The sequence below is a fragment of the Pseudomonas mandelii genome, assembly GCF_002251635.1.
Lineage (GTDB): Bacteria > Pseudomonadota > Gammaproteobacteria > Pseudomonadales > Pseudomonadaceae > Aquipseudomonas > Aquipseudomonas mandelii_B.
In genome coordinates, this window is record NZ_NMOJ01000029.1 from 1 (window position 1) to 18200 (window position 18200).

At 57.6% G+C, this 18200-nt stretch carries 23 protein-coding genes and 1 pseudogene; 13 read left to right on the forward strand and 11 right to left on the reverse strand.

Annotated features, from left to right (window positions below; genetic code table 11):
• Both B7L09_RS32125 and B7L09_RS04435 read left to right on the forward strand, forming a co-directional pair.
• Positions 1-182, forward strand: a 182-nt coding sequence (locus tag B7L09_RS32125; protein ID WP_217902002.1) for a hypothetical protein, incomplete at its 5' end; no start/stop codon positions are given.
• A gap of 60 nt (positions 183-242) precedes the next feature.
• Positions 243-722 carry a phage infection protein gene (locus B7L09_RS04435; RefSeq protein ID WP_094467884.1) on the forward strand — a complete coding sequence of 160 codons (480 nt, stop codon included), beginning with the start codon at positions 243-245 and terminating at the stop codon, positions 720-722.
• A 177-nt stretch (positions 723-899) separates the two neighbouring features.
• On the opposite strand, the gene B7L09_RS04440 is transcribed toward B7L09_RS04435, so the two are convergent.
• On the reverse strand, positions 900-1229 hold the full coding sequence (locus B7L09_RS04440) for a DHCW motif cupin fold protein (RefSeq protein ID WP_010459253.1): 330 nt from the start codon (positions 1227-1229) through the stop codon (positions 900-902).
• Between the two features lie 160 nt (positions 1230-1389).
• Positions 1390-2244, reverse strand: a complete 855-nt coding sequence (locus B7L09_RS04445; protein ID WP_094467885.1) for a LysR substrate-binding domain-containing protein — start codon at positions 2242-2244, stop codon at positions 1390-1392.
• 105 nt (positions 2245-2349) lie between these two features.
• On the opposite strand from B7L09_RS04445, the gene B7L09_RS04450 reads away from it, so the two are divergent.
• Complete coding sequence (locus B7L09_RS04450; RefSeq protein WP_094467886.1) at positions 2350-3045, forward strand: FMN-dependent NADH-azoreductase; 696 nt, start codon at positions 2350-2352, stop codon at positions 3043-3045.
• Between the two features lie 40 nt (positions 3046-3085).
• Here B7L09_RS04450 and B7L09_RS04455 read toward each other — a convergent pair.
• The 6 genes and pseudogenes from B7L09_RS04455 to B7L09_RS04480 all read right to left on the reverse strand — a co-directional run.
• Positions 3086-3268 (reverse strand): annotated as a pseudogene (locus tag B7L09_RS04455) (YgaP family membrane protein); the annotation flags it as partial.
• Positions 3269-3281: 13 nt separating this feature from the next.
• Positions 3282-3701, reverse strand: coding sequence for a DUF6691 family protein (locus B7L09_RS04460; protein WP_010459246.1), 420 nt, complete (start codon positions 3699-3701; stop codon positions 3282-3284).
• Positions 3698-4138: a YeeE/YedE family protein gene (locus B7L09_RS04465; protein ID WP_010459244.1), complete on the reverse strand. Its 441-nt coding sequence runs from the start codon at positions 4136-4138 to the stop codon at positions 3698-3700. Before B7L09_RS04465 ends, B7L09_RS04460 begins: the two co-directional genes overlap by 4 nt.
• 112 nt (positions 4139-4250) lie before the next feature.
• Entirely contained in the window at positions 4251-5051 is an 801-nt protein-coding gene (locus B7L09_RS04470) for a sulfite exporter TauE/SafE family protein (RefSeq protein WP_010459242.1), read from the reverse strand.
• A gap of 28 nt (positions 5052-5079) precedes the next feature.
• Entirely contained in the window at positions 5080-6750 is a 1671-nt protein-coding gene (locus B7L09_RS04475) for a bifunctional protein tyrosine phosphatase family protein/NAD(P)/FAD-dependent oxidoreductase (protein ID WP_010459240.1), read from the reverse strand.
• Positions 6751-6802: 52 nt separating this feature from the next.
• A complete protein-coding gene (locus B7L09_RS04480) occupies positions 6803-7681 on the reverse strand; it encodes an MBL fold metallo-hydrolase (RefSeq protein WP_010459238.1) in 879 nt (292 codons plus the stop codon).
• A 237-nt stretch (positions 7682-7918) separates the two neighbouring features.
• Between B7L09_RS04480 and B7L09_RS04485 the strand changes: the two genes are divergently transcribed.
• From B7L09_RS04485 to B7L09_RS04505, 6 genes are all read left to right on the forward strand, one after another.
• On the forward strand, positions 7919-9244 hold the full coding sequence (locus tag B7L09_RS04485; protein WP_042932153.1) for a sigma-54 interaction domain-containing protein: 1326 nt from the start codon (positions 7919-7921) through the stop codon (positions 9242-9244).
• Between the two features lie 174 nt (positions 9245-9418).
• Positions 9419-9595: a cytochrome oxidase putative small subunit CydP gene (cydP, locus tag B7L09_RS32640; protein WP_010459233.1), complete on the forward strand. Its 177-nt coding sequence runs from the start codon at positions 9419-9421 to the stop codon at positions 9593-9595.
• Entirely contained in the window at positions 9592-11163 is a 1572-nt protein-coding gene (locus tag B7L09_RS04490; protein WP_010459231.1) for a cytochrome ubiquinol oxidase subunit I, read from the forward strand. Before cydP ends, B7L09_RS04490 begins: the two co-directional genes overlap by 4 nt.
• Positions 11156-12292, forward strand: a complete 1137-nt coding sequence (gene cydB / locus B7L09_RS04495; protein WP_010459229.1) for a cytochrome d ubiquinol oxidase subunit II — start codon at positions 11156-11158, stop codon at positions 12290-12292. Before B7L09_RS04490 ends, cydB begins: the two co-directional genes overlap by 8 nt.
• Positions 12293-12314: 22 nt before the next feature.
• Positions 12315-12437, forward strand: a complete 123-nt coding sequence (cydX, locus tag B7L09_RS04500) for a cytochrome bd-I oxidase subunit CydX (RefSeq protein WP_010459227.1) — start codon at positions 12315-12317, stop codon at positions 12435-12437.
• The gene (locus tag B7L09_RS04505; protein WP_010459225.1) at positions 12434-12721 is read left to right on the forward strand and encodes a cyd operon YbgE family protein; all 288 of its coding nucleotides are present in this window, start codon (positions 12434-12436) and stop codon (positions 12719-12721) included. Before cydX ends, B7L09_RS04505 begins: the two co-directional genes overlap by 4 nt.
• Positions 12722-12830: 109 nt before the next feature.
• Here B7L09_RS04505 and B7L09_RS04510 read toward each other — a convergent pair whose 3' ends face one another.
• Positions 12831-13520: a winged helix-turn-helix transcriptional regulator gene (locus B7L09_RS04510; protein ID WP_010459223.1), complete on the reverse strand. Its 690-nt coding sequence runs from the start codon at positions 13518-13520 to the stop codon at positions 12831-12833.
• A gap of 104 nt (positions 13521-13624) precedes the next feature.
• Here B7L09_RS04510 and B7L09_RS04515 point away from each other — a divergent pair, with 104 nt between their 5' ends.
• Entirely contained in the window at positions 13625-14566 is a 942-nt protein-coding gene (locus B7L09_RS04515) for a carbon-nitrogen hydrolase family protein (protein ID WP_010459222.1), read from the forward strand.
• A gap of 46 nt (positions 14567-14612) precedes the next feature.
• The gene (locus tag B7L09_RS04520) at positions 14613-15047 is read left to right on the forward strand and encodes a GFA family protein (protein WP_010459220.1); all 435 of its coding nucleotides are present in this window, start codon (positions 14613-14615) and stop codon (positions 15045-15047) included.
• A gap of 29 nt (positions 15048-15076) precedes the next feature.
• Here B7L09_RS04520 and B7L09_RS04525 read toward each other — a convergent pair whose 3' ends face one another.
• On the reverse strand, positions 15077-15565 hold the full coding sequence (locus B7L09_RS04525) for an anti-virulence regulator CigR family protein (RefSeq protein ID WP_094467887.1): 489 nt from the start codon (positions 15563-15565) through the stop codon (positions 15077-15079).
• Between the two features lie 179 nt (positions 15566-15744).
• Here B7L09_RS04525 and B7L09_RS04530 point away from each other — a divergent pair, with 179 nt between their 5' ends.
• Together B7L09_RS04530 and B7L09_RS04535 are read left to right on the forward strand one after the other, a co-directional pair.
• A complete protein-coding gene (locus B7L09_RS04530; protein WP_094467888.1) occupies positions 15745-16149 on the forward strand; it encodes an antitoxin Xre-like helix-turn-helix domain-containing protein in 405 nt (134 codons plus the stop codon).
• The gene (locus B7L09_RS04535) at positions 16143-16835 is read left to right on the forward strand and encodes an RES family NAD+ phosphorylase (RefSeq protein WP_094467889.1); all 693 of its coding nucleotides are present in this window, start codon (positions 16143-16145) and stop codon (positions 16833-16835) included. The genes B7L09_RS04530 and B7L09_RS04535 overlap by 7 nt, the downstream gene beginning before the upstream one ends.
• 664 nt (positions 16836-17499) lie before the next feature.
• On the opposite strand, the gene B7L09_RS04540 is transcribed toward B7L09_RS04535, so the two are convergent.
• Positions 17500-18177 (reverse strand): TetR/AcrR family transcriptional regulator, encoded by a 678-nt coding sequence (locus B7L09_RS04540; RefSeq protein WP_094467890.1) that lies wholly within the window; start codon positions 18175-18177, stop codon positions 17500-17502.
• Between the last annotated feature and the right edge of the window lie 23 nt (positions 18178-18200).

Consider the following 18200-nt stretch of genomic DNA (forward strand, 5'->3'; position numbering starts at 1 on the left):
GCCAACTATCAGGACTTTCTCACCTCTTGAAGCGAGGCGACATGACCGGACGAGGACCGGCACAGGCTTCGCTGTTCTTGATAAAACGAGCAGCGAGGACTGTTCGATGGCCGGCGGCACGGGCGTTAGGCGCATCCATTGCCGCCATCGATAGTCACCATCAACTCAATGAAGTTCTCTAAAAAACTCCGGGGCGTAACATCGCCTCCATACCAAACAACTACACCCCGGAGCACACCATCATGAAACGCCAAATCCTTCTCAGCATCGCTTTCTCGGTTTTTGCAGTTAACGCTTTCGCCGCTTCTTCTGCTCACCCGGTTGTCGCTGAAGGCGGCTCGGATCGTCTGATTGAAAGTCGTGTGGCTGAGGGTGGTTCGGATCGTTTGATCGAAAGCCGTGTTGCTGAAGGTGGTTCGGATCGTCTGATCGAAAACCGCGTCGCTGAAGGTGGTTCGGATCGTCTGATCGAAAACCGCGTCGCTGAAGGTGGTTCCGACCGTCTGATCGAAAACCGCGTCGCTGAAGGTGGTTCGGATCGTTTGATCGAAAACCGCGTCGCTGAAGGTGGTTCGGATCGTCTGATCGAAAACCGCGTCGCTGAAGGTGGTTCGGANCGTCTGATCGAAAACCGCGTCGCTGAAGGTGGCTCCGACCGTCTGATCGAAAACCGCGTCGCTGAAGGTGGTTCTGACCGTCTGATCGAAAGCCGCGCTGCCTGAATGAATGGCTTTACTGCGGCATCCAACAAGAAGCCCGGCCTGACAAGCCGGGCTTTTTTACGCTCTGATTTTGTTCAGTCAAACTCTGGACAGGCAGAACGGCCGCACAGTGCTGCCACAAACGTCCGTCGATGAGCACCTGACTCTGCAATGGGCCGATCGTGGTCAGTACCAGAGTCAATCCACGATAAACAACTTCGCACCCGTGGTGCTGAAAGATCGATGCCCCTCAGCGTTGTTGCCCACCTGATAGCTCATCCCCGCCGTAAGCGTGAACTGGCGACCATCCTCCAGTTCCGTGTGCAACTCGCCTTCCAGGCACAACAGGATATGCCCTCTCCAGCACCAATGATCGGCCAGATAACCAGGACTGTATTCAACCATCCGCACACGCGTCGAACCAAACTGGCAGGTTCGCCAATAGGCGGTGCCCGTCTGTCCAGCGTACTGGACAGGTTCGACAGTCGACCAATCGGTCGTACCAAAGGGAACATCCGTTAGATCCATGGGTGGCTCATCAATGACAGAGGATCTGTGGACCGTACCGCTCCAGTGGGATTCTCGATAGATACAGATTCCCCGCATTTATGAGATACAGGCGCCCATTCAACCAAGATTGCCAGCTTGCAATCACTGACTCAAATGGATGCCGCTACGCCTGTGCCAATCAAGCCCGGCGTGTGGAGCAATACTCCACAATGAGTTGAGTGACCGCTGCCACCATCGCCTGATCCGCGTCAGGTGAGGCGAACAGCCGACATTGCGCATCCGGCAATGCCGGCAATCCTTGTTCAGCCCCGATAACCGTCAGTCCCTGCCCCAACTGACTGAGTGGCATGGGCGCTACCGCGAAGCCTGCCAGTGCCGCCGCCCGCAACCCGGCGGTGCTGCTGCACAACATGGCCGTGCGTTGGGCGATTCCCGCCTGCGCCAGCCTCGTCAGCGCGGCTTCGCGATAAGGGCAAGGCGCGGGGAACAGGGCCAGCGGCAACGGCGTCGGTAATCGGATGACGGGTTGCGCCGACCCCGCCCACACCAGCGGCTCTTGCCACAGCAGCAACCCCGCTTCGCTGGTTTCGCACAACGAACCGATGACCACGTCCAGTTGCCCTTGCTTCATCAGCGCCAGCAACGAACCGGGGATGTTCACCTGCACCTCGATTTCCATCCCGGGGTACTGCGCCGCGAAATCCTGAACAGTGCGCAGCAATCGAGACTCGACAAAATCTTCGGACACCCCGATCCGCAGCCGCCCGTGAAACGGTGTGCGTGTCAGGTCTGTCCAGGCATCACGGTTCAGCGCGAGGATTGTGCGCGCATAAGCGACCAGGCGCTCGCCATCGGCCGTCAGTTGCTGGGAACGGGTGGTACGCGTCAACAGCGGCTTTCCAATCTGTTCTTCCAATCGCCGCACGTGGCCACTGACCGCCGACTGAGTCAGGTGCAGCTTCTGGGCGGCACGGCTGAAGCCGTCTTCATCGACAACCGTGACAAATGTCTTGAGCAGCAACGTATCGAACATAGTTTTATTCGTGATTAATCGTGTTTGAATTTACGATTTATATTTCAAATACAACTATGTTGCAATGCTCCTCACCTGCCCCGCCCTCATCATTCAAGGTGTGCCATGACAACCCTTCTGCATATTCAATGCTCTCCACGCAAACAGCGCTCGGCTTCCCTTGAAGTCGCTCGCAGTTTCATTGCACGTTATCAAGCAAACACCCCGGACACTGAAATCGTCACCCTCGACCTCTGGAGCATGGCGCTGCCGGAATTTGATGATCTGGCGATGGAGGCCAAATACGCCGGACTCAATGGCACGCCGTTGACCACGGCGCAACAGGAGGCCTGGAACACGTTGAAAGAACTGGCTGCGCACCTGCACCGTGCCGATGTATTGGTGATGTCCGTACCGCTGTGGAATTTCAGCATCCCGTACAAACTCAAGCACTTCATCGACTTGGTATCGCAGAAGGACATCCTGTTCAGCGTTGACCCGGAGCGCGGCCTGGAAGGCATGCTGCACAACAAACGCGCCGTGGTGATGTACGCCCGCGGCCTGGATTTTTCGGCGCAGTCGACCACGCCAGCGGAGCGCTTCGACTTCCAGAAGCCCTACGTGGAAGCCTGGCTGAAATTTGTCGGCATCACGGATGTGCATTCGGTGATTGTGGAGAAAACCATCCTGGGGGAAGACGTTGACCTGCGCGCGCGTGAGGCCGCGACTCAGCAGGCCAGGTACCTGGCAGACAGTTTGTCGCTCACGCTTCAGCGGCCCCGGCCGCAGATCGATTCATTACAAACCGAAAAATTTGAATAGCCATAACCCGCCCACAAACGCGGGAATACCCCGAACAGGTCGACTGGCACGATTTGATGCCGAGCAACGTATAGACAGGGCAGAAACGGAAAATACCAGTGGCCAGCGGCACTAAACCTATCCAGCCCCATACGCCGATCACCCCGGACAGACTAAGGCCAATGAGAAGCAGACCGGCGACAATGCGCAGGGTTCGATCAATGGTTCCGACATTCGCTTTCATGGCGATCTCCCGATCAATGGTTGCGCCGGGTCTCCAGCGCAGTAAACAACAACATGCCGGCCAGCATGGCCAACATGAATAGGATTATTTGCCAGCGTCCTGTCAGCAGAATGGCCACTGCGGGGCCAGGACAAATGCCTGCTATTCCCCAGCCGATGCCAAACAACAGGCTCCCGCCAATCAGGCGTGGGTCCAACTCACGTTTGATCGGTAGCTGCATTGGCTTTCCCAGCAGCGAACTGGATTGCCGGCGTGCCCAGGTCAGCGGGCCAATGGCTATGCCGATTGCGCCGACCATGACCAACGCCAAGGAAGGGTCCCAGGCACCGGTCAGATCCAGGAAAGCGAGTACTTTGCTCGGGTTGGCCATGCCGGCCAGAAGCAGACCCAAGCCGAACAGCAGACCCGCAATGAATGCACTCAGTTTGATCATGTCCAACCTCCCAGAAGATGACGCAGGACAAACACTGTGGCGAAACCACTGAACATGAAGCACGCAGTGGCAACCATCGATCGCGGCGAAAGGCGCGATATGCCGCACACCCCATGGCCACTGGTGCAACCTGAACCGTATCGTGTGCCGATGCCCACCAATACACCGGCGACGATCAGCCCGAACCAGCCAGTTTTGAATTCGATCTGCGGCAGCGTGGCGAACAAGCCCCATAGAATCGGTGCGATGAGCAGGCCCAGGAGAAAAAGTGCTTTCTCACTCACCCCCTCGCTCCCACGCTGTAAAAGACTGCCGATCAGACCGCTGATGCCTGCGATACGCCCGTTGGCGACGACGAATAGACTGGCCGCCAAGCCAATCAGTGCGCCACCGGCAAGGGATGACCAAGGGGTGAAGTTGAGCCAGTCGACATTCATGAAGATTCTCCGGCACGAAATGGTTGATAGAGGGTGTGGATGACTGCCAATGCAGCGGGATTGCCGATGCGATCGAACACCTGCTTTGCGTCACGGCGACGTATGCACATGACTAAATAGCTTTCACTAGCAAGGCCACCGCCACCACCATGGAAACTGCGGCGAAGCCTTTTTGTAAGTGTGGACCCGCCAGCCGTGCAGCGATCAGACGCCCGCACACCATTCCGACCAATGCGCCAATGGAAAACGGAAGGGCGACCGCCCACTGCAAATGCCCGGCTGCGGAGCTTGCAGCAACGCCGGAAATGGAAACCAGCGCAATAACGGCAAGAGACGTTGCAAGCACCGATTGCGCTGTCAAATTGGTGTATCGCTGGAGTGCCGGCACCATCACAAAGCCACCGCCCACGCCGAGCAAGCCGGAAAGCCCGCCCGCGACAATGCCGGAAACGGTGAGTGCCCATGCACACGGCCCCGTCCAGTTAATCTTTCCTCGGTTCACGTCCAATAGACAAGGCGGTGGTTTGGATGTGACGGGGGTCTTCGACTCCGTGGAGGGAGAGAGCGATCGTCGATAGACCCGGAACGCAACGTACATCAGCACGAAGGCAAACATGATCGTCAACGGACGGTTAGGCGTGCGCTGCGCCAGCCAAAGGCCAAGTGGAGAACAGACGATCCCCGCGCCTGCAACTAAAAGCGCCGCTTTATAGCGGACGGTGCCGTTTTTGAGTCCCATTACGGCACCCAGGGTCGCGGCTAAACCGACAGCCAGTAAACCGATTGGCCCTGCCTCGGCCATGCTCAATCCCACTCCAAACACCAGTAATGGAACAGCCAGTATTCCTCCACCGGCGCCGGTCAGCGCCAGAATGACGCCAACAGTAAGCCCGAGCAGTAAGACGACGGTCATCTCAGTCTCCTTGCTTTCAGGTCTGATTTCATACGTCAGCCAACTCAGGTTTCGCCATCCACTCATGGCCCTTTAGCATTCCCTTCCAATACAGCGGTGGAAGAATCCGCTCTTTGAGCAGCCATGCCAGCCTCGATGGCCGGGTACCGTCAATCAGCCAGGATGGAAAGCTGGGGGCGACCTTGCCGCCATAGGTGAACTCAGCCAATACGATCTTGCCGCGTTCAACCGTCAGCGGGCAGGAGCCGTAACCGTCGTAATGGGCACTGCCTTTGGCTTTACCCATTGCGGCCAACACATTATGGGCAACGACGGGCGCCTGCTTGCGTGCTGCAGCCGCGGTCTTGGCGTTGCTGGTGTTGGTGGCGTCGCCCAGCGCGTGAATATTGACCCAGGTTTTATGCCGCAGAGTGGCTGGGTCGACATCAATCCAGCCCGCCGCGTCAGCGAGAGGGCTGACGCGAATGAAATCGGGTGCAATCTGCGGTGGCACCACATGAAGTAGATCGAAGTCGCGCGTAACAAGATGGGCGCTGCCATCCGGGTTGACGCAGTTGAACGTTGCAGTCCGTGCAGGCCCATTCACGCTGGTGAGTGTGTTGCCGAAATTCAGGTCGATACCATAGGCCTTGATGTATTCCATGAGTGCGGGCACGTAGTCGGGAACTCCGAACAGCACCGCGCCGGCGCTGCAAAACTCGATCTCGACTTTGTCCAATACACCGGTACGTTTCCAATGATCGGCAGATAAGTACATGGCTTTTTGCGGCGCCCCGGCACATTTGATCGGCATGGGCGGTTGCGTGAAAATGGCTCGGCCACCACGCAGTTGCTGCACCAGTTCCCACGTATAGGGGGCAAGCTGATACAGGTAGTTTGAAGTCACGCCGTTGCGGCCAAGGGTGTCCGACAAACCTTCGATTGCATGCCAATTGAGCTTGAGACCAGGGCACACGATCAGTTGCTCGTATTTGACGACTCTGCACCCATCAAGAATGACGGCATTTCTCTCGGGTTCGAAAGCGGCGACCGCCGACTTGATCCAATGCACACCGCGAGGGATGGTCGTGCCCATCGTTCGGGCAGTTTGTGGCGCATCGAAGACTCCACAGCCGACCAGTGTCCAGCCAGGCTGGTAGTAGTGCACATCGGCCGGGTCGATGATGGCAACGTCGAGTCCGGGTTCTCGTGCCAGCAAACTGGAAGCGGTCGCGATACCTGCCGCACCGCCCCCGATAATGACCACGGTATGCTGCGCCTCGGCCACTTCGACCGGCGTGCGCCCCTGATTCGCGATCCGGCGAATGACGCCTTTCATATCGAACCCGGCTTTTTTGGCCGTCTCGACGATCTGTGGCAGGGGTTGCTGGCCCGCTTGTGACAGTGCCCACATCGTTGTCGAGCGCATGCCGGAACGGCAATAGGCCAACACCGGCTTTGGCAGTGTTTCAAGGAGCTTGCCGAAGGCAATACCTTGCTCGTCAGTGACTTTGCCTGACTCTGCGGGGAGGTAGTGCGCCTCGATGCCGGCCGCTTCGGCGGCTCGTTTGATTTCGGCAAACAAGGGCTGATCACTGCCTTCGCCATCGGGACGGTTACACACGACGGTGCGAAAACCGGCTTCTTTGAGTTCAGCCAATTGGTTGGGGAAAATCTGTTCTGATACCGACAGTCCGGGCGCAAGGTGGCGAATGTCCATAAGGATCTCCGTTATGGGTATTTTTCTTATGCGTTTTCTGGGAAAGGCAACGTCAGGCGACGTTGAGCGGGATTTTCAGGTAGCGCGTTCCGTTCGCTTCAGGCTCGGGCAAGTGCCCTGCTCGCATGTTGACCTGAACCGATGGCAGGATGAGTGTCGGCATTTCCAACGATGCATCACGCTTTGTGCGCATCGCCACAAACTCCTCTTCGCTGATGCCATTACGCACATGAACGTTGTGCGCGCGCTGGTCTGCAACGGTGCTGACGAACTGCACCTCGCGGCCACCCGGCTGGTAGTCGTGACACATGTACAGCAAGGTATTGGCCGGCAGACTCAGCACCTTGTTGATTGACTGGAACAACGTGCGCGCATTGCCGCCGGGAAAGTCACAGCGTGCGGTACCGTAGTCGGGCATAAACAAGGTATCGCCAACGAAGGCAGCCGTTTCGATCCCATCGCTGATGACATACGTCATACAGGCGGGTGTATGGCCGGGTGTATGGAGCGCGTGGCATTGCAGCGTGCCAATGGCAAACGGCTCGTCATTGACGAACAGGTGATCGAACTGGCTTCCATCGCGGGCCATATCGCGACCTGTATTGAACAGCGTGCCGAACACCTCCTGTACCGTAGAAATCTGACTGCCGATCCCTATTTTCCCACCGAGCTTTTCCTTCAGGTAGGGCGCGGCCGTCAGGTGGTCTGCGTGGACGTGAGTCTCAAGAATCCAGTCGACCTTCGCATTGAGTTCCTTCACCCTCGCAATCAACTTGTCGGCAGACGTTGTGCTGGTGTGGCCGGACTTAGGGTCGTAATCAAGTACGCTGTCGATCAAAGCGCAGTGGTGGGTCGCCTCATCCAGCACAAGATAGCTGACGGTATTGGTAGCAGAATCGAAGAATCCTTCGACGTGAAGTTTTACACTCATTGGCCTGTCTCCTTAGGGGGCTTTTACCAAGCCGCTCACACTGAGGCAGATATAGCAATAAGTCTGCCAAGCCCTACCCGCACAAATATATGCTCCTACCTATTTGATTTTATTAAGTTTATTTTTTTCAGCATGGTTTGAGTTTTTCTACATTCACCTGGATTTACTGCCATTGGCAGTGCTTGTTGACAGAGGTGGCAGTGCCACAACAGGATGGATGGATTCTCAGGAGCCACGATGAAGATTATCCTGCCCGCCCCACCCCACTCACTCCCGCACTCGGATCAAGTTCAGTCACTTGTTTCGTTTCTTGAGTACGAACCCCAGCCGATGATCGTGCTCGATCCGGACTACAACATTCTGGCTGCCAACACGGCCTATCAGCGGCAGTTTGGCAGCGCTGACAAGCCCTTTATCGGCCATAAGTGTTATCAAATCTCACACCATTACGATGTCCCCTGTGATCAGGCGGGTGAGAACTGTCCGATGAAAAAGGCGCAGGAAATGCGCGGACCGGATCGTGTTTTGCACATTCACCACACGCCTCGCGGTCCTGAGCATGTCGACGTCGAATTGCGCCCGATTCTAGATGAGCACGGTGTTATTACTGCCTATGTGGAGCGTCTGACACTGGTTCGCAGCGCATCAGCGCGGCCCAGCAACGAAGGGTTGGTCGGCCGTTCACCCGCCTTTAACCGTGCCCTGTCGGAGCTGCAGCGGGTGGCACCCTCAATGCTGCCGGTGCTGCTGCTCGGTGAGTCCGGTACGGGCAAAGAACTGTTCGCCCGCGCCGTACATGAAACCAGCGAGCGGGCCACTGGACCCTTTGTCGTCGTTGATTGCTCTGGCTTGACTGAAACGTTATTTGAGAGCGAGTTGTTCGGCCATGAAAAAGGAGCATTCACCGGTGCCACCATGCGTAAGCCTGGCCTGGTTGAAACGGCCCAGGGCGGCACGTTGTTTCTCGATGAGATTGGCGATGTTCCGCTGGCGATGCAGGTGAAACTGTTGCGCCTGATCGAATCGGGCACCTATCGCCGTGTCGGGGGTGTCGAGACCCTTCACGCTAACTTCAGATTAATAGCGGCGACCCACAAACCACTGGAAAAAATGATGGAGAAAGGTGAGTTCAGGCAGGACCTGTACTACCGCATCAGCGCCTTTCCCATTCAGTTACCTCCCTTGCGCGACCGAATTGAAGACATTGGGTTGCTGGTGAATTCATTTCTGCAACGCGCCGGTTCAGGCAAGCGCCGACTGACAATAGACGCTGATGCGCTGACGCAATTGCAGCGGTTTTCCTGGCCCGGCAATATCCGTGAGTTACGCAATGTTCTGGAAAGAGCCAGTCTGTTTGCTGACGATGGTGTGATTCGCTCCATACATTTGCCTCAGGTATCCGTGGTGGCATCTGCTCAGGCCTCTACTTCAACTGCTTTCGATGGCAGCTCGCTGGTACAGGAACTGGCTACGTTCAAAGGTACCCGCGCTGAACTGGCCAAGCACCTTGGAATTAGCGAACGTACTTTGTACAGACGATTGAAAGAACAAGGTTTGGCGTAGTAGTGAGTGCTCACACCGTAAGACTGCCAATGACTGCCAACCGTGGCAGATTGGCAGCGCACTGACCTGCCAACACATTTCACGCATCGCTGGATTATCATCTAAGCGTCTGTTTTAAAACGATAAAAACTTACTTCCCCCCCCCTTGGCATGCCGTGTGCTAACTGCATAGTCATGACCATTTCCGACAAACGACTGCGACGCCATCTGCTCACAGCAGTAGTGATCAAGCTACTGGTGCTGACAGTGCTGTGGTGGCTGTTCATCCGGGATTCGCACGTCAGTGTCGACTCGAACACCATCGGAAACCGTTTCGGTGTACCCACCTCGACTCAAGGGGCAAGCAAGTGATTTCAGAACACCTGGTGGATTTGTCTCGGCTGCAGTTTGCAGCCACAGCGCTTTATCACTTTCTTTTTGTACCGCTCACGGTTGGCATGGTCTGGCTGCTGGTCATCATGGAAAGTGTCTATGTGATGACCGGTAATGTTATCTGGAAAGACATGACGCGCTTCTGGGGCAAGTTGTTCGGCATCAACTTCGCCTTGGGGGTGACTACGGGCATCACCCTGGAATTCCAGTTCGGTACCAACTGGGCGTATTACTCGCATTACGTCGGCGACATCTTCGGAGCCCCACTGGCGATCGAGGGCATGATGGCGTTCTTTCTTGAATCGACCATGATCGGCCTGTTCTTTTTTGGTTGGGATCGTCTGAAGAAAGAGCACCACTTGCTGGTCACGCTGCTGATGGCGATTGGTACAAACCTTTCAGCCTTGTGGATTCTGATCGCCAATGGCTGGATGCAGAACCCGGTGGGTTCAGAATTCAGTTACATCACCATGCGCATGGAGATGGTTGATTTTTGGGCAGTGGTTTTCAATCCGGTAGCACAGGCCAAGTTTGTGCACACCGTCTCAGCCGGCTACGTCACCGGTTCGATGTTTGTGCTGTCGATTTCCAGTTGGTACTTGCTCAAGAACCGTGATGTCGAGTTTGCCAAACGCAGTTTCCGGGTGGCGGCGGCCTTTGGTCTCGCATCAGTGCTGAGCGTGATCGTGTTGGGTGACGAGTCGGGTTACACGGTGGGTGAGGCGCAGCAAACCAAGATGGCAGCCATGGAGGCCATGTGGGAAACGAAGCCTGCTCCGGCGGGCCTGACATTGGTGGCCAGTATTAATGAAGCCGAGTCCAAAAATAACTGGGAAGTTGAAGTGCCGTGGCTGATGGGCCTGATTGGCACACGATCAGTCAGCAAGCAGATTCCAGGCATTCATGAGATCAAAGAAAAGAACCGCGCTCGTATTCTCCGAGGAATTACCGCCGTCAATGCCCTTGAAGCCGTCAGAGCCAATCGCACCGATTCGGCAGCTCTGAAGACATTCGATGAATACAAAACCGATCTGGGCTTTGGCCTGTTGCTCAAGAAGTATGTCGAGGACGTCAACCAGGCCACGCCGGCCATTATCGAAAAGGCCGTAAACGATACCGTACCGCGCGTGACACCCATGTTCTGGGGGTTCCGGATCATGGTCGCGCTAGGTTTTGCCATGCTTGTGCTCTTCGGACTTGCCTTTTGGAGCACCTTGAAGTCGACCTGCACACGACGCCGCTGGTTACTGCGTTGGGCGCTCTGCATGCTGCCTGCGCCATGGATTGCCTGCGAGCTGGGCTGGTTCGTCGCTGAATACGGCCGCCAGCCCTGGACCATTTACGGCGTGCTGCCGACGCACATGAGCGTATCCACGCTTAGCGTCAACAACCTCTATGGCTCGCTGGCGGGATTCATCGTTTTCTACACCGTGCTGCTGGTGGTTGAAATGTTCCTGATGGTCAAGTTTGCCCGTCAAGGTCCTGGCAGCCTCGGTACTGGCCGTTATGTACACGATGCCCATTTGAAGGAACTCCACCATGCTTGATTACTTCACCCTGAAAATTATCTGGTGGGTGCTGGTCGGTGTATTGCTGATCGGCTTCGCCATCATGGATGGCCACGACATGGGGGTCGGCACGCTGCTGCCCTTTGTCGGCCGCAATGACATGGAGCGGCGCGTCGTTATCAATACCGTCGGTCCGCATTGGGATGGAAATCAGGTCTGGTTCATTACTGCGGGTGGCGCATTGTTTGCGGCGTGGCCTGTGGTGTATGCCACCGCATTCAGCGGATTCTACTGGGCGATGATTCTGGTCCTCTGGGCGCTGTTCTTCCGCCCGGTGGGTTTTGACTATCGCAGCAAGATCCACAACTCCACCTGGCGCAGTACTTGGGACTGGGGACTCTTTGTGGGTGGAGCAGTGCCGCCTCTGGTCTTCGGGATTGCGTTTGGCAACCTGCTGCAAGGTGTGCCGTTCCACTTTAACGACCTGCTGGTTTCGACCTACACCGGCAGCTTCTGGCAACTGCTCAACCCCTTCGCGTTGCTCACCGGCGTTGTAAGCAGCGCAATGATCACCCTTCAAGGTGGTGCTTATCTGGCACATCGCACTGAAGGGGTTATCCAGGCGAGGGCAATCAAAGGCGGGGTGGGTGCAGCGATCGTGCTGGTGTGTTCATTTATCGTTGCCGGCATCTGGCTGCAATGGATTGATGGCTATCGCATTACATCGGTAGTTGATACGGCAGGACTGCCTGACATTCTCAGCAAGTCCGTGGTGCGCGAAGCGGGAGCCTGGATGGCCAACTATGGCCATTATCCTTTGCTGTGGCTGCTGCCCGCACTGGGATTGATCGGCGCAGCAGGTGCCGCCGTGCTGTTGATGGCGCGCCATACACTTTCAGCGTTTATTGCGTCATCGCTTTCAGTCATCGGTGTTATCTGCACGGCCGGCGTATCGATGTTTCCGTTCGTCATGCCGTCATCAACGATGCCTGCGGCAAGTCTTACCGTGTGGGACAGCGTCGCCAGTCACTTAAGCCTGGCCATCATGTTCTGGGCCGCGTTGATCTTCATGCCACTGATTGTGCTTTATACCTCGTGGGCGTATCGCGTCATGCGGGGCAAGGTCACCGTTGCACAGATCAAAGCCAACGAACATTCTGCCTATTAGTGCCGGCAAAGGAGTAATGAACATGTGGTATTTCGCCTGGATGCTGGGGGTCGGTTTTGCATTGCTACTGGCTATATTGAACGCGATGTGGGGCGAGAACGAAGTTGGCCGAGCCTTGAGCGACAACGACGAGACGCTGTCATGATGCCGCGCGTCGCTAACCCTCAACCAACCTCACACCTTCATTTGCCGAGTTTGGTGATCGCTTTAGCAATCATGCTCGCTTGCACGCTCTATCCTCCCATGATGGCCGCTCCTGACGGGAAGCCTGACCACGCGCTGGCTACAGCATTATTCGCAGCCATGAGCGTGGCCTTTGTGAAAGGTGTGGGTTTTGTCCCGCGGATGCTCGTCTGGCGCTGGCTTCTCTCAGGCTGGACTTGTTTCGTGTTACTTGCCGTTGCTGGCTGGGTAAAGTTTCTACAGTGAGGACTGACGACACGATTTGATCTGAGTCTTCAACATAAGGAACTGAGGCCGGTCAGATCATGCTCAGATCGGCCAGCGCCGCTCGCTCACTGATGGTTATTTCGCCAAGCTAACGAGTGACTGCCGCCCTCCTGGTCCCCGCAAACGCACTCGTCCCCAGCCAGCGCCACAGGTTTTCCGCGTCCTTCACCGCGCCATCCACACGCAGCTCTTGCGACTCAAGCACCTCCCGCGGTGTGCGGTCGCCCGCCCATACTTCGGTCAACGCGCGCACGCTGGAGTCCACGACCAGCGTCAGCTCGCGGCCCGGGTCATCGCGGCATAGATCCGCCACGCCCTGCTCCACCACCAGCCACCAGGCTTGCTCGCCGGGCCGCGCGTCGCGGAACGTGAACTGGATGACCACCGGTCGCGACGGAAACGTCTCAATGCGCACGAACCGCCGCACATCCCACATCAGCAGGCCGGCGTCGAGTTGGTCATCGCGCAGGCGACTGCCGATCCAGCGCGCTCCCCAGTGCCCCAGCGCCATGATGATGGGGCGCAGTTCCTCGCCCGCCGCGGTCAGGCTGTACTCCCAGACTTTGCCGGTGGCCGTGCGGTGTACGACGCCGATGTCTTCCAGATGGCGTAGCCGTTGTGCCAGCAGATTGGTGGACATTCGGGGGACGCCACGGTGCAGTTCGTTAAAGCGTTTGCTGCCGCACAGCAGCTCGCGCACCACCAACGGTGTCCAGCGCTCGCACAGGGCTTCAGCACCGCGGGCGACTGTGCAGAACTGGCCGTAGCTCTCTTCCATTGCCTGGACTCCGCAACTGCAACGCTTCACTTTTTGAACTAGCCCGGCCCCTTCGCCACGCGCACGCTCAAGCCTTCGAAAGCCAAAAGCCAATGGAGAACGCCATGACCAAGGTAGCCATCATTCAGCGCCCGCCCGTGCTGCTCGATCGCAGCGCGACGATCGCCCGGGCCGTGCAATCGGTCGCCGAGGCGGCGGCAGCAGGCGCCTCGCTGATCGTTTTGCCCGAATCGTTCATTCCCGGTTACCCGTCGTGGATCTGGCGACTGGCGGCGGGCAAGGACGGGGCTGTCATGGGCCAGTTGCACACGCGGCTGCTGGCCAACGCGGTCGATATCGCCAACGGTGATCTGGGCGAATTATGCGAAGCCGCCAGGGTTCACGCCGTGACGATTGTGTGCGGCATCAATGAATGCGACCGCTCTACGGGAGGCGGCACGCTCTATAACAGCGTAGTCGTTATCGGTGCGGACGGCGCAGTGCTCAACCGCCATCGCAAGCTGATGCCGACCAATCCGGAGCGCATGGTGCATGGCTTCGGTGATGCATCCGGGTTGCGTGCGGTCGATACACCGGTCGGCCGCGTCGGTGCGCTGATCTGCTGGGAAAACTACATGCCGCTGGCGCGCTATTCCCTGTATGCCCAAGGGGTGGAGATCTATATCGCGCCCACCTACGACACCGGCGAAGGCTGGATCAGCACGATGCGGCACATTGCACTTGAAGGCCGCTGTTGGGTGCTCGGCAGCGGCACCGCGCTGCGCGGCAGTGACATTCCCGAGGACTTTCCAGCGCGTATGCAACTGTTTGCGGATCCGGACGAATGGATCAACGATGGCGACTCGGTGGTGGTCAGTCCTCAAGGCCGGGTTGTGGCCGGCCCCTTGCATCGGGAGGCCGGCATTCTGTATGCGGACATTGACGTCGCACTCGTGGCGCCGGCGCGACGGGCGCTCGACGTCACCGGGCATTACGCGCGCCCTGACATTTTCGAACTGCACGTGCGGCGCTCGCCAGCGATACCGGTTCACTACATCGACGAGTGAAGACAGGCATCCGTGCTGTATCGGCCATTGATAAAGGAGTCATGCCATGAGCATTGAACGGTCGTACAAAGGCAGTTGTTTCTGCGGCGCAGTCGAGTTCACCGTCAGCGGCGAACCGGCCGCAATGGGCTATTGCCATTGCGAGTCGTGTCGGCATTGGTCAGCAGGACCGGTCAATGCCTTCACGCTGTGGAAACCCGACGCGGTGCAAGTGACTCGGGGTGCCGACAACATCGGCACCTACAACAAGACACCGCGCAGCTACCGCAAATGGTGCAAGACGTGTGGCGGGCACCTCTTTACGGACCACCCCGAGATGGGGCTGATTGACGTGTATGCCGCGGTCATTCCGGATCTCGCGTACTCGCCGGGCGTTCACGTGCACTATCAAGAGACGGTGCTGCGGATCAAGGATGGATTGCCGAAGCTGAAGGATGTTCCTGGCGAGTCAGGCGGATCGGGTATCAGCGTGGAGGAATAGCACAGCGAGGCTGAACGCTGATTCAAGCGTTAATCAAACGCACCGTTCAACACTTCATAAATCAGCCCGGTGGCCAGCGCCACCAAGATCAAATCGGTCCCCGCTTGCTGCCATTCGTATCCGTCGTAATGAGGCAGCCTGCCAACCAGGCGGCCATCCAGTTTTTTGGCAATGCCGGGAGGCAGCGGCTTACCGCGCGCGAGGTTCTTTTGGATACCCGGTGGTAACGCAGGGCCGGGGCTCCAGTAGTCCCGATAGCCGCCGACAATCCCCAGAATACTGTTGTGATTGATACTCGGGCCATGACCCCATTCGCCGCCCCCGGAGTTTTTGCCTTGGCCGGCCTGGCCTCCCTGGTTGCCATGGGCCTGGCCGTTTTGCGGGTTTCCCTTGCCGTTCCCCTGGCCCTTTCCATTACCTGGATCGGCCAATGCCGTTGCCGAGCCGCAGACCAGTGCAAGACTTGTAACCGATTCATTACAAACCGAAAAATTTGAATAGCCATAACCCGCCCACAAACGCGGGAATACCCGCTTGAAAGTTAGTCGCTTTGAGGAGCCAGTTCTCCCCTCCTCCAGACCGCACACTCAATTGAGTCAGTGATAACGACTGCAATGTCCATTGGTCAGGTAGCCTTGCTCTATAGATTCAATAAACCTATCTTTGAATCCATAGACTCAAGAGGAGATTTGTGAACATGGCAGTCCCCCTACAGGAACAAGCGTTCACCAAAAGCCAATGCGTAACAGGCCTGCGTGCCGCTGTCGGCATCCTCGAAAAGTGGAGCGCCACCAGCGATCAGGCCTGTCGCATCCTGCGCATCTCCCGCAGCACCTACACCCGCGCCCGGCAGCGCGATCCTTCGTGGTCCGTGGCGCTGGATTCAGACCAGATGCAACGCATCAGTTTCGTCGTCAATATTCACGCGGCACTGCGCCTGGTCTTCGATAACCCTGATAACGTCTACGGCTTTCCGTCGATGGCCAACCACAACGAGTTTTTCAATGGGCGCAGTCCGCTGGAGATCATGGCTCAGGGCGACATGATTTCCTTGTATGAAACCTTCAAGCGCATTGACGTGCTGCGTGGTGCGCAATGGTGACGGTGAGCGAACTGGCAGAACTGGCTGGCGAACAGCTGCAGGCTTATCGACTGGTCAATTCGAAGTTTCCACCGATTGCGATGTTTGATGACGTGGCGGATGCGGACGAGTTTGAGGTGCTGTATCAGATTCAGGCGCTGACCAATCCCCGGCTGAAGAATGAAGTGGGTCATCTTGAGTTGATTGCCCGGGATCAAATCCCGTTCGGCATCCCTGGCTGCTCTTATGCGACGGCGCCGTTTACCCACGTCAACCCGTCGGGTTCGCGGTTCAGCGATGGCAGTTTTGGGGTGTTGTACCTGGCGGACTCCATGGACACGGCGCTGGCCGAGGTGCGGCATCACCAGAGTCTTTATTGGTCAAATGTGCCGAGCCTCAATTATGAGCGGTTTGTGTTTCGGGGGTTGTCCTGCGCCTTCGTGGATGCGGCAATGAAAGACGCTGCCGCCATTGCGCTGACTGATCCGGTTTATGACCCTGACGACTACACGCACTCGCGGCGCTTGGGCAGGTCCGTAAAAGAGGCGCGCTGTCCAGGGATTCGTTACCACTCGGTGCGTATGCAAGGCAGTTATTGCTGGGCGCTGATGACGCCCAAGCCGGTTTTATCAATCATTCAAACAGCGCATTACGAGATGGTCTGGAATGGTCAGGTCACCAGCGTCAGCAAGATCAGCGAGGCTTGAAGCGTCTAAACNNAGCCTTCCGCACCTTGCGCTGAAAGCTGCGTTGCACGGGCCTGCCCATTGTCGTGATGGGCGGGCCTGACCACCGATTTGTACCCAGGTTTACATCACTCCACGCACCGTTTTGGCGTGATCCGGATTTCCCGATGCAGGTTATCTCCCGTGAGCTCGTCGGCGCGCCACGCGGGCTCTTTGCCTGCGCTCAACTCGACAGGGTATGGCCCGGTCGGTGCCAAGGCGGCCTGTGCCCTAGCGATGAAAGCATCGGCGTTTTGGGTGTATGTTGCCGGAAAGAGGGCCCGAGATCTTCGAAAAGTGCTTTGTATGCCAAGGCTTTGTCGAATTCCCGATCTTGCACACACGTATCGTAGGCCGCGCTGTGGACTGGGCCGTCATCCAGGCAAGGGTCGCGGTCGATCGGGCTGACCGGTGGGGGCGAACTGGAACACCCGGCGATGAAGACGCTTGCCAGAACCGACAACCAAACCAATGGCGACACGGTGGTGAATATTTGAGGCGTGTGGGTGTTGACGTGATTCAAAGTACCGTCCTTGGAGGGTGTCGCGAAAAATGGTTGGGGTCTGCGATTGGCCTGCGAGCATTGGCCATCTTTGCGTTTGATAGGTATCGGCCAGGGTCACAGGCAGTTTAGGGATATTCGGTGTCACGGAGCAGAAGACCGCGAGCTCGTCGTATTGCGTTTTCGTCGTGCCTCTTCCTCCTCCGCCAGTGCCTGACGCACCAGTGCCCGAGCCGCCCAGGCGGCGGCGTCGAGTGACTCTTCGACGCTCGCGCGACTGATATCGCGCACGGCGATCAACGCCTCGGTGCCCATGACGATCGACAGCGCCTGCTTCAATCGCTTTCGCGCCCGGGGTGAAAGCACGTCCTTCAGCGAGTCGACAATCGGCTCGATGTAGCTCATGCGTCGGCCCGGCCGCAGGGGTGCCTCACGGGATTCGTTTTCGAGCCACACCGTCATGAACGAACGCTCCATCACGTGCAGGCCGATCTCGTCGTCGATCAAGAGCTTGTTCAGCGCGTTCGCCGCCAGACCGATGCCCTTGACCGGATCGTCCCCGGGCCGCCAGATCTGCTCCAGCGGCGTCATGTCACGGTCTGCCGCCGTCTCGCTGATCAACGCCTCCGTCGACGGAAAGTAGCGATACGCCGTGGCGCGCGACACCATCGCGCGCTCGGCCACTTGCGCAACCGTCGGGTTATGGCCCTCGTCGCGCAAGGCGATGGCGGCATCGATCAGCGCCTGGCGCGTTCGGCGCTTCTGGTTGTCGCGGCCCTGATCGCCGTTACCGCTGGACGGGCTTGACTTCGAATTTGTCATGGAGTAAATGAGATCCTGTCTTG

Coding starts and splice junctions, on each gene's coding strand:
- cydB (WP_010459229.1), top strand. CDS start 11,156: ATGCTTGATTACTTCACCCTGAAAATTATCTGGTGGGTGCTGGTCGGT.
- B7L09_RS04505 (WP_010459225.1), top strand. CDS start 12,434: ATGATGCCGCGCGTCGCTAACCCTCAACCAACCTCACACCTTCATTTG.
- B7L09_RS04480 (WP_010459238.1), bottom strand. CDS start 7,681: ATGAGTGTAAAACTTCACGTCGAAGGATTCTTCGATTCTGCTACCAAT.
- B7L09_RS04465 (WP_010459244.1), bottom strand. CDS start 4,138: ATGAATGTCGACTGGCTCAACTTCACCCCTTGGTCATCCCTTGCCGGT.
- B7L09_RS04515 (WP_010459222.1), top strand. CDS start 13,625: ATGACCAAGGTAGCCATCATTCAGCGCCCGCCCGTGCTGCTCGATCGC.
- B7L09_RS04460 (WP_010459246.1), bottom strand. CDS start 3,701: ATGATCAAACTGAGTGCATTCATTGCGGGTCTGCTGTTCGGCTTGGGT.
- B7L09_RS04485 (WP_042932153.1), top strand. CDS start 7,919: ATGAAGATTATCCTGCCCGCCCCACCCCACTCACTCCCGCACTCGGAT.
- B7L09_RS04510 (WP_010459223.1), bottom strand. CDS start 13,520: ATGGAAGAGAGCTACGGCCAGTTCTGCACAGTCGCCCGCGGTGCTGAA.
- B7L09_RS04470 (WP_010459242.1), bottom strand. CDS start 5,051: ATGACCGTCGTCTTACTGCTCGGGCTTACTGTTGGCGTCATTCTGGCG.
- B7L09_RS04530 (WP_094467888.1), top strand. CDS start 15,745: ATGGCAGTCCCCCTACAGGAACAAGCGTTCACCAAAAGCCAATGCGTA.
- B7L09_RS04520 (WP_010459220.1), top strand. CDS start 14,613: ATGAGCATTGAACGGTCGTACAAAGGCAGTTGTTTCTGCGGCGCAGTC.
- cydX (WP_010459227.1), top strand. CDS start 12,315: ATGTGGTATTTCGCCTGGATGCTGGGGGTCGGTTTTGCATTGCTACTG.
- B7L09_RS04540 (WP_094467890.1), bottom strand. CDS start 18,177: ATGACAAATTCGAAGTCAAGCCCGTCCAGCGGTAACGGCGATCAGGGC.
- B7L09_RS04475 (WP_010459240.1), bottom strand. CDS start 6,750: ATGGACATTCGCCACCTTGCGCCCGGACTGTCGGTATCAGAACAGATT.
- cydP (WP_010459233.1), top strand. CDS start 9,419: ATGACCATTTCCGACAAACGACTGCGACGCCATCTGCTCACAGCAGTA.
- B7L09_RS04535 (WP_094467889.1), top strand. CDS start 16,143: ATGGTGACGGTGAGCGAACTGGCAGAACTGGCTGGCGAACAGCTGCAG.
- B7L09_RS04450 (WP_094467886.1), top strand. CDS start 2,350: ATGACAACCCTTCTGCATATTCAATGCTCTCCACGCAAACAGCGCTCG.
- B7L09_RS04440 (WP_010459253.1), bottom strand. CDS start 1,229: ATGGATCTAACGGATGTTCCCTTTGGTACGACCGATTGGTCGACTGTC.
- B7L09_RS04445 (WP_094467885.1), bottom strand. CDS start 2,244: ATGTTCGATACGTTGCTGCTCAAGACATTTGTCACGGTTGTCGATGAA.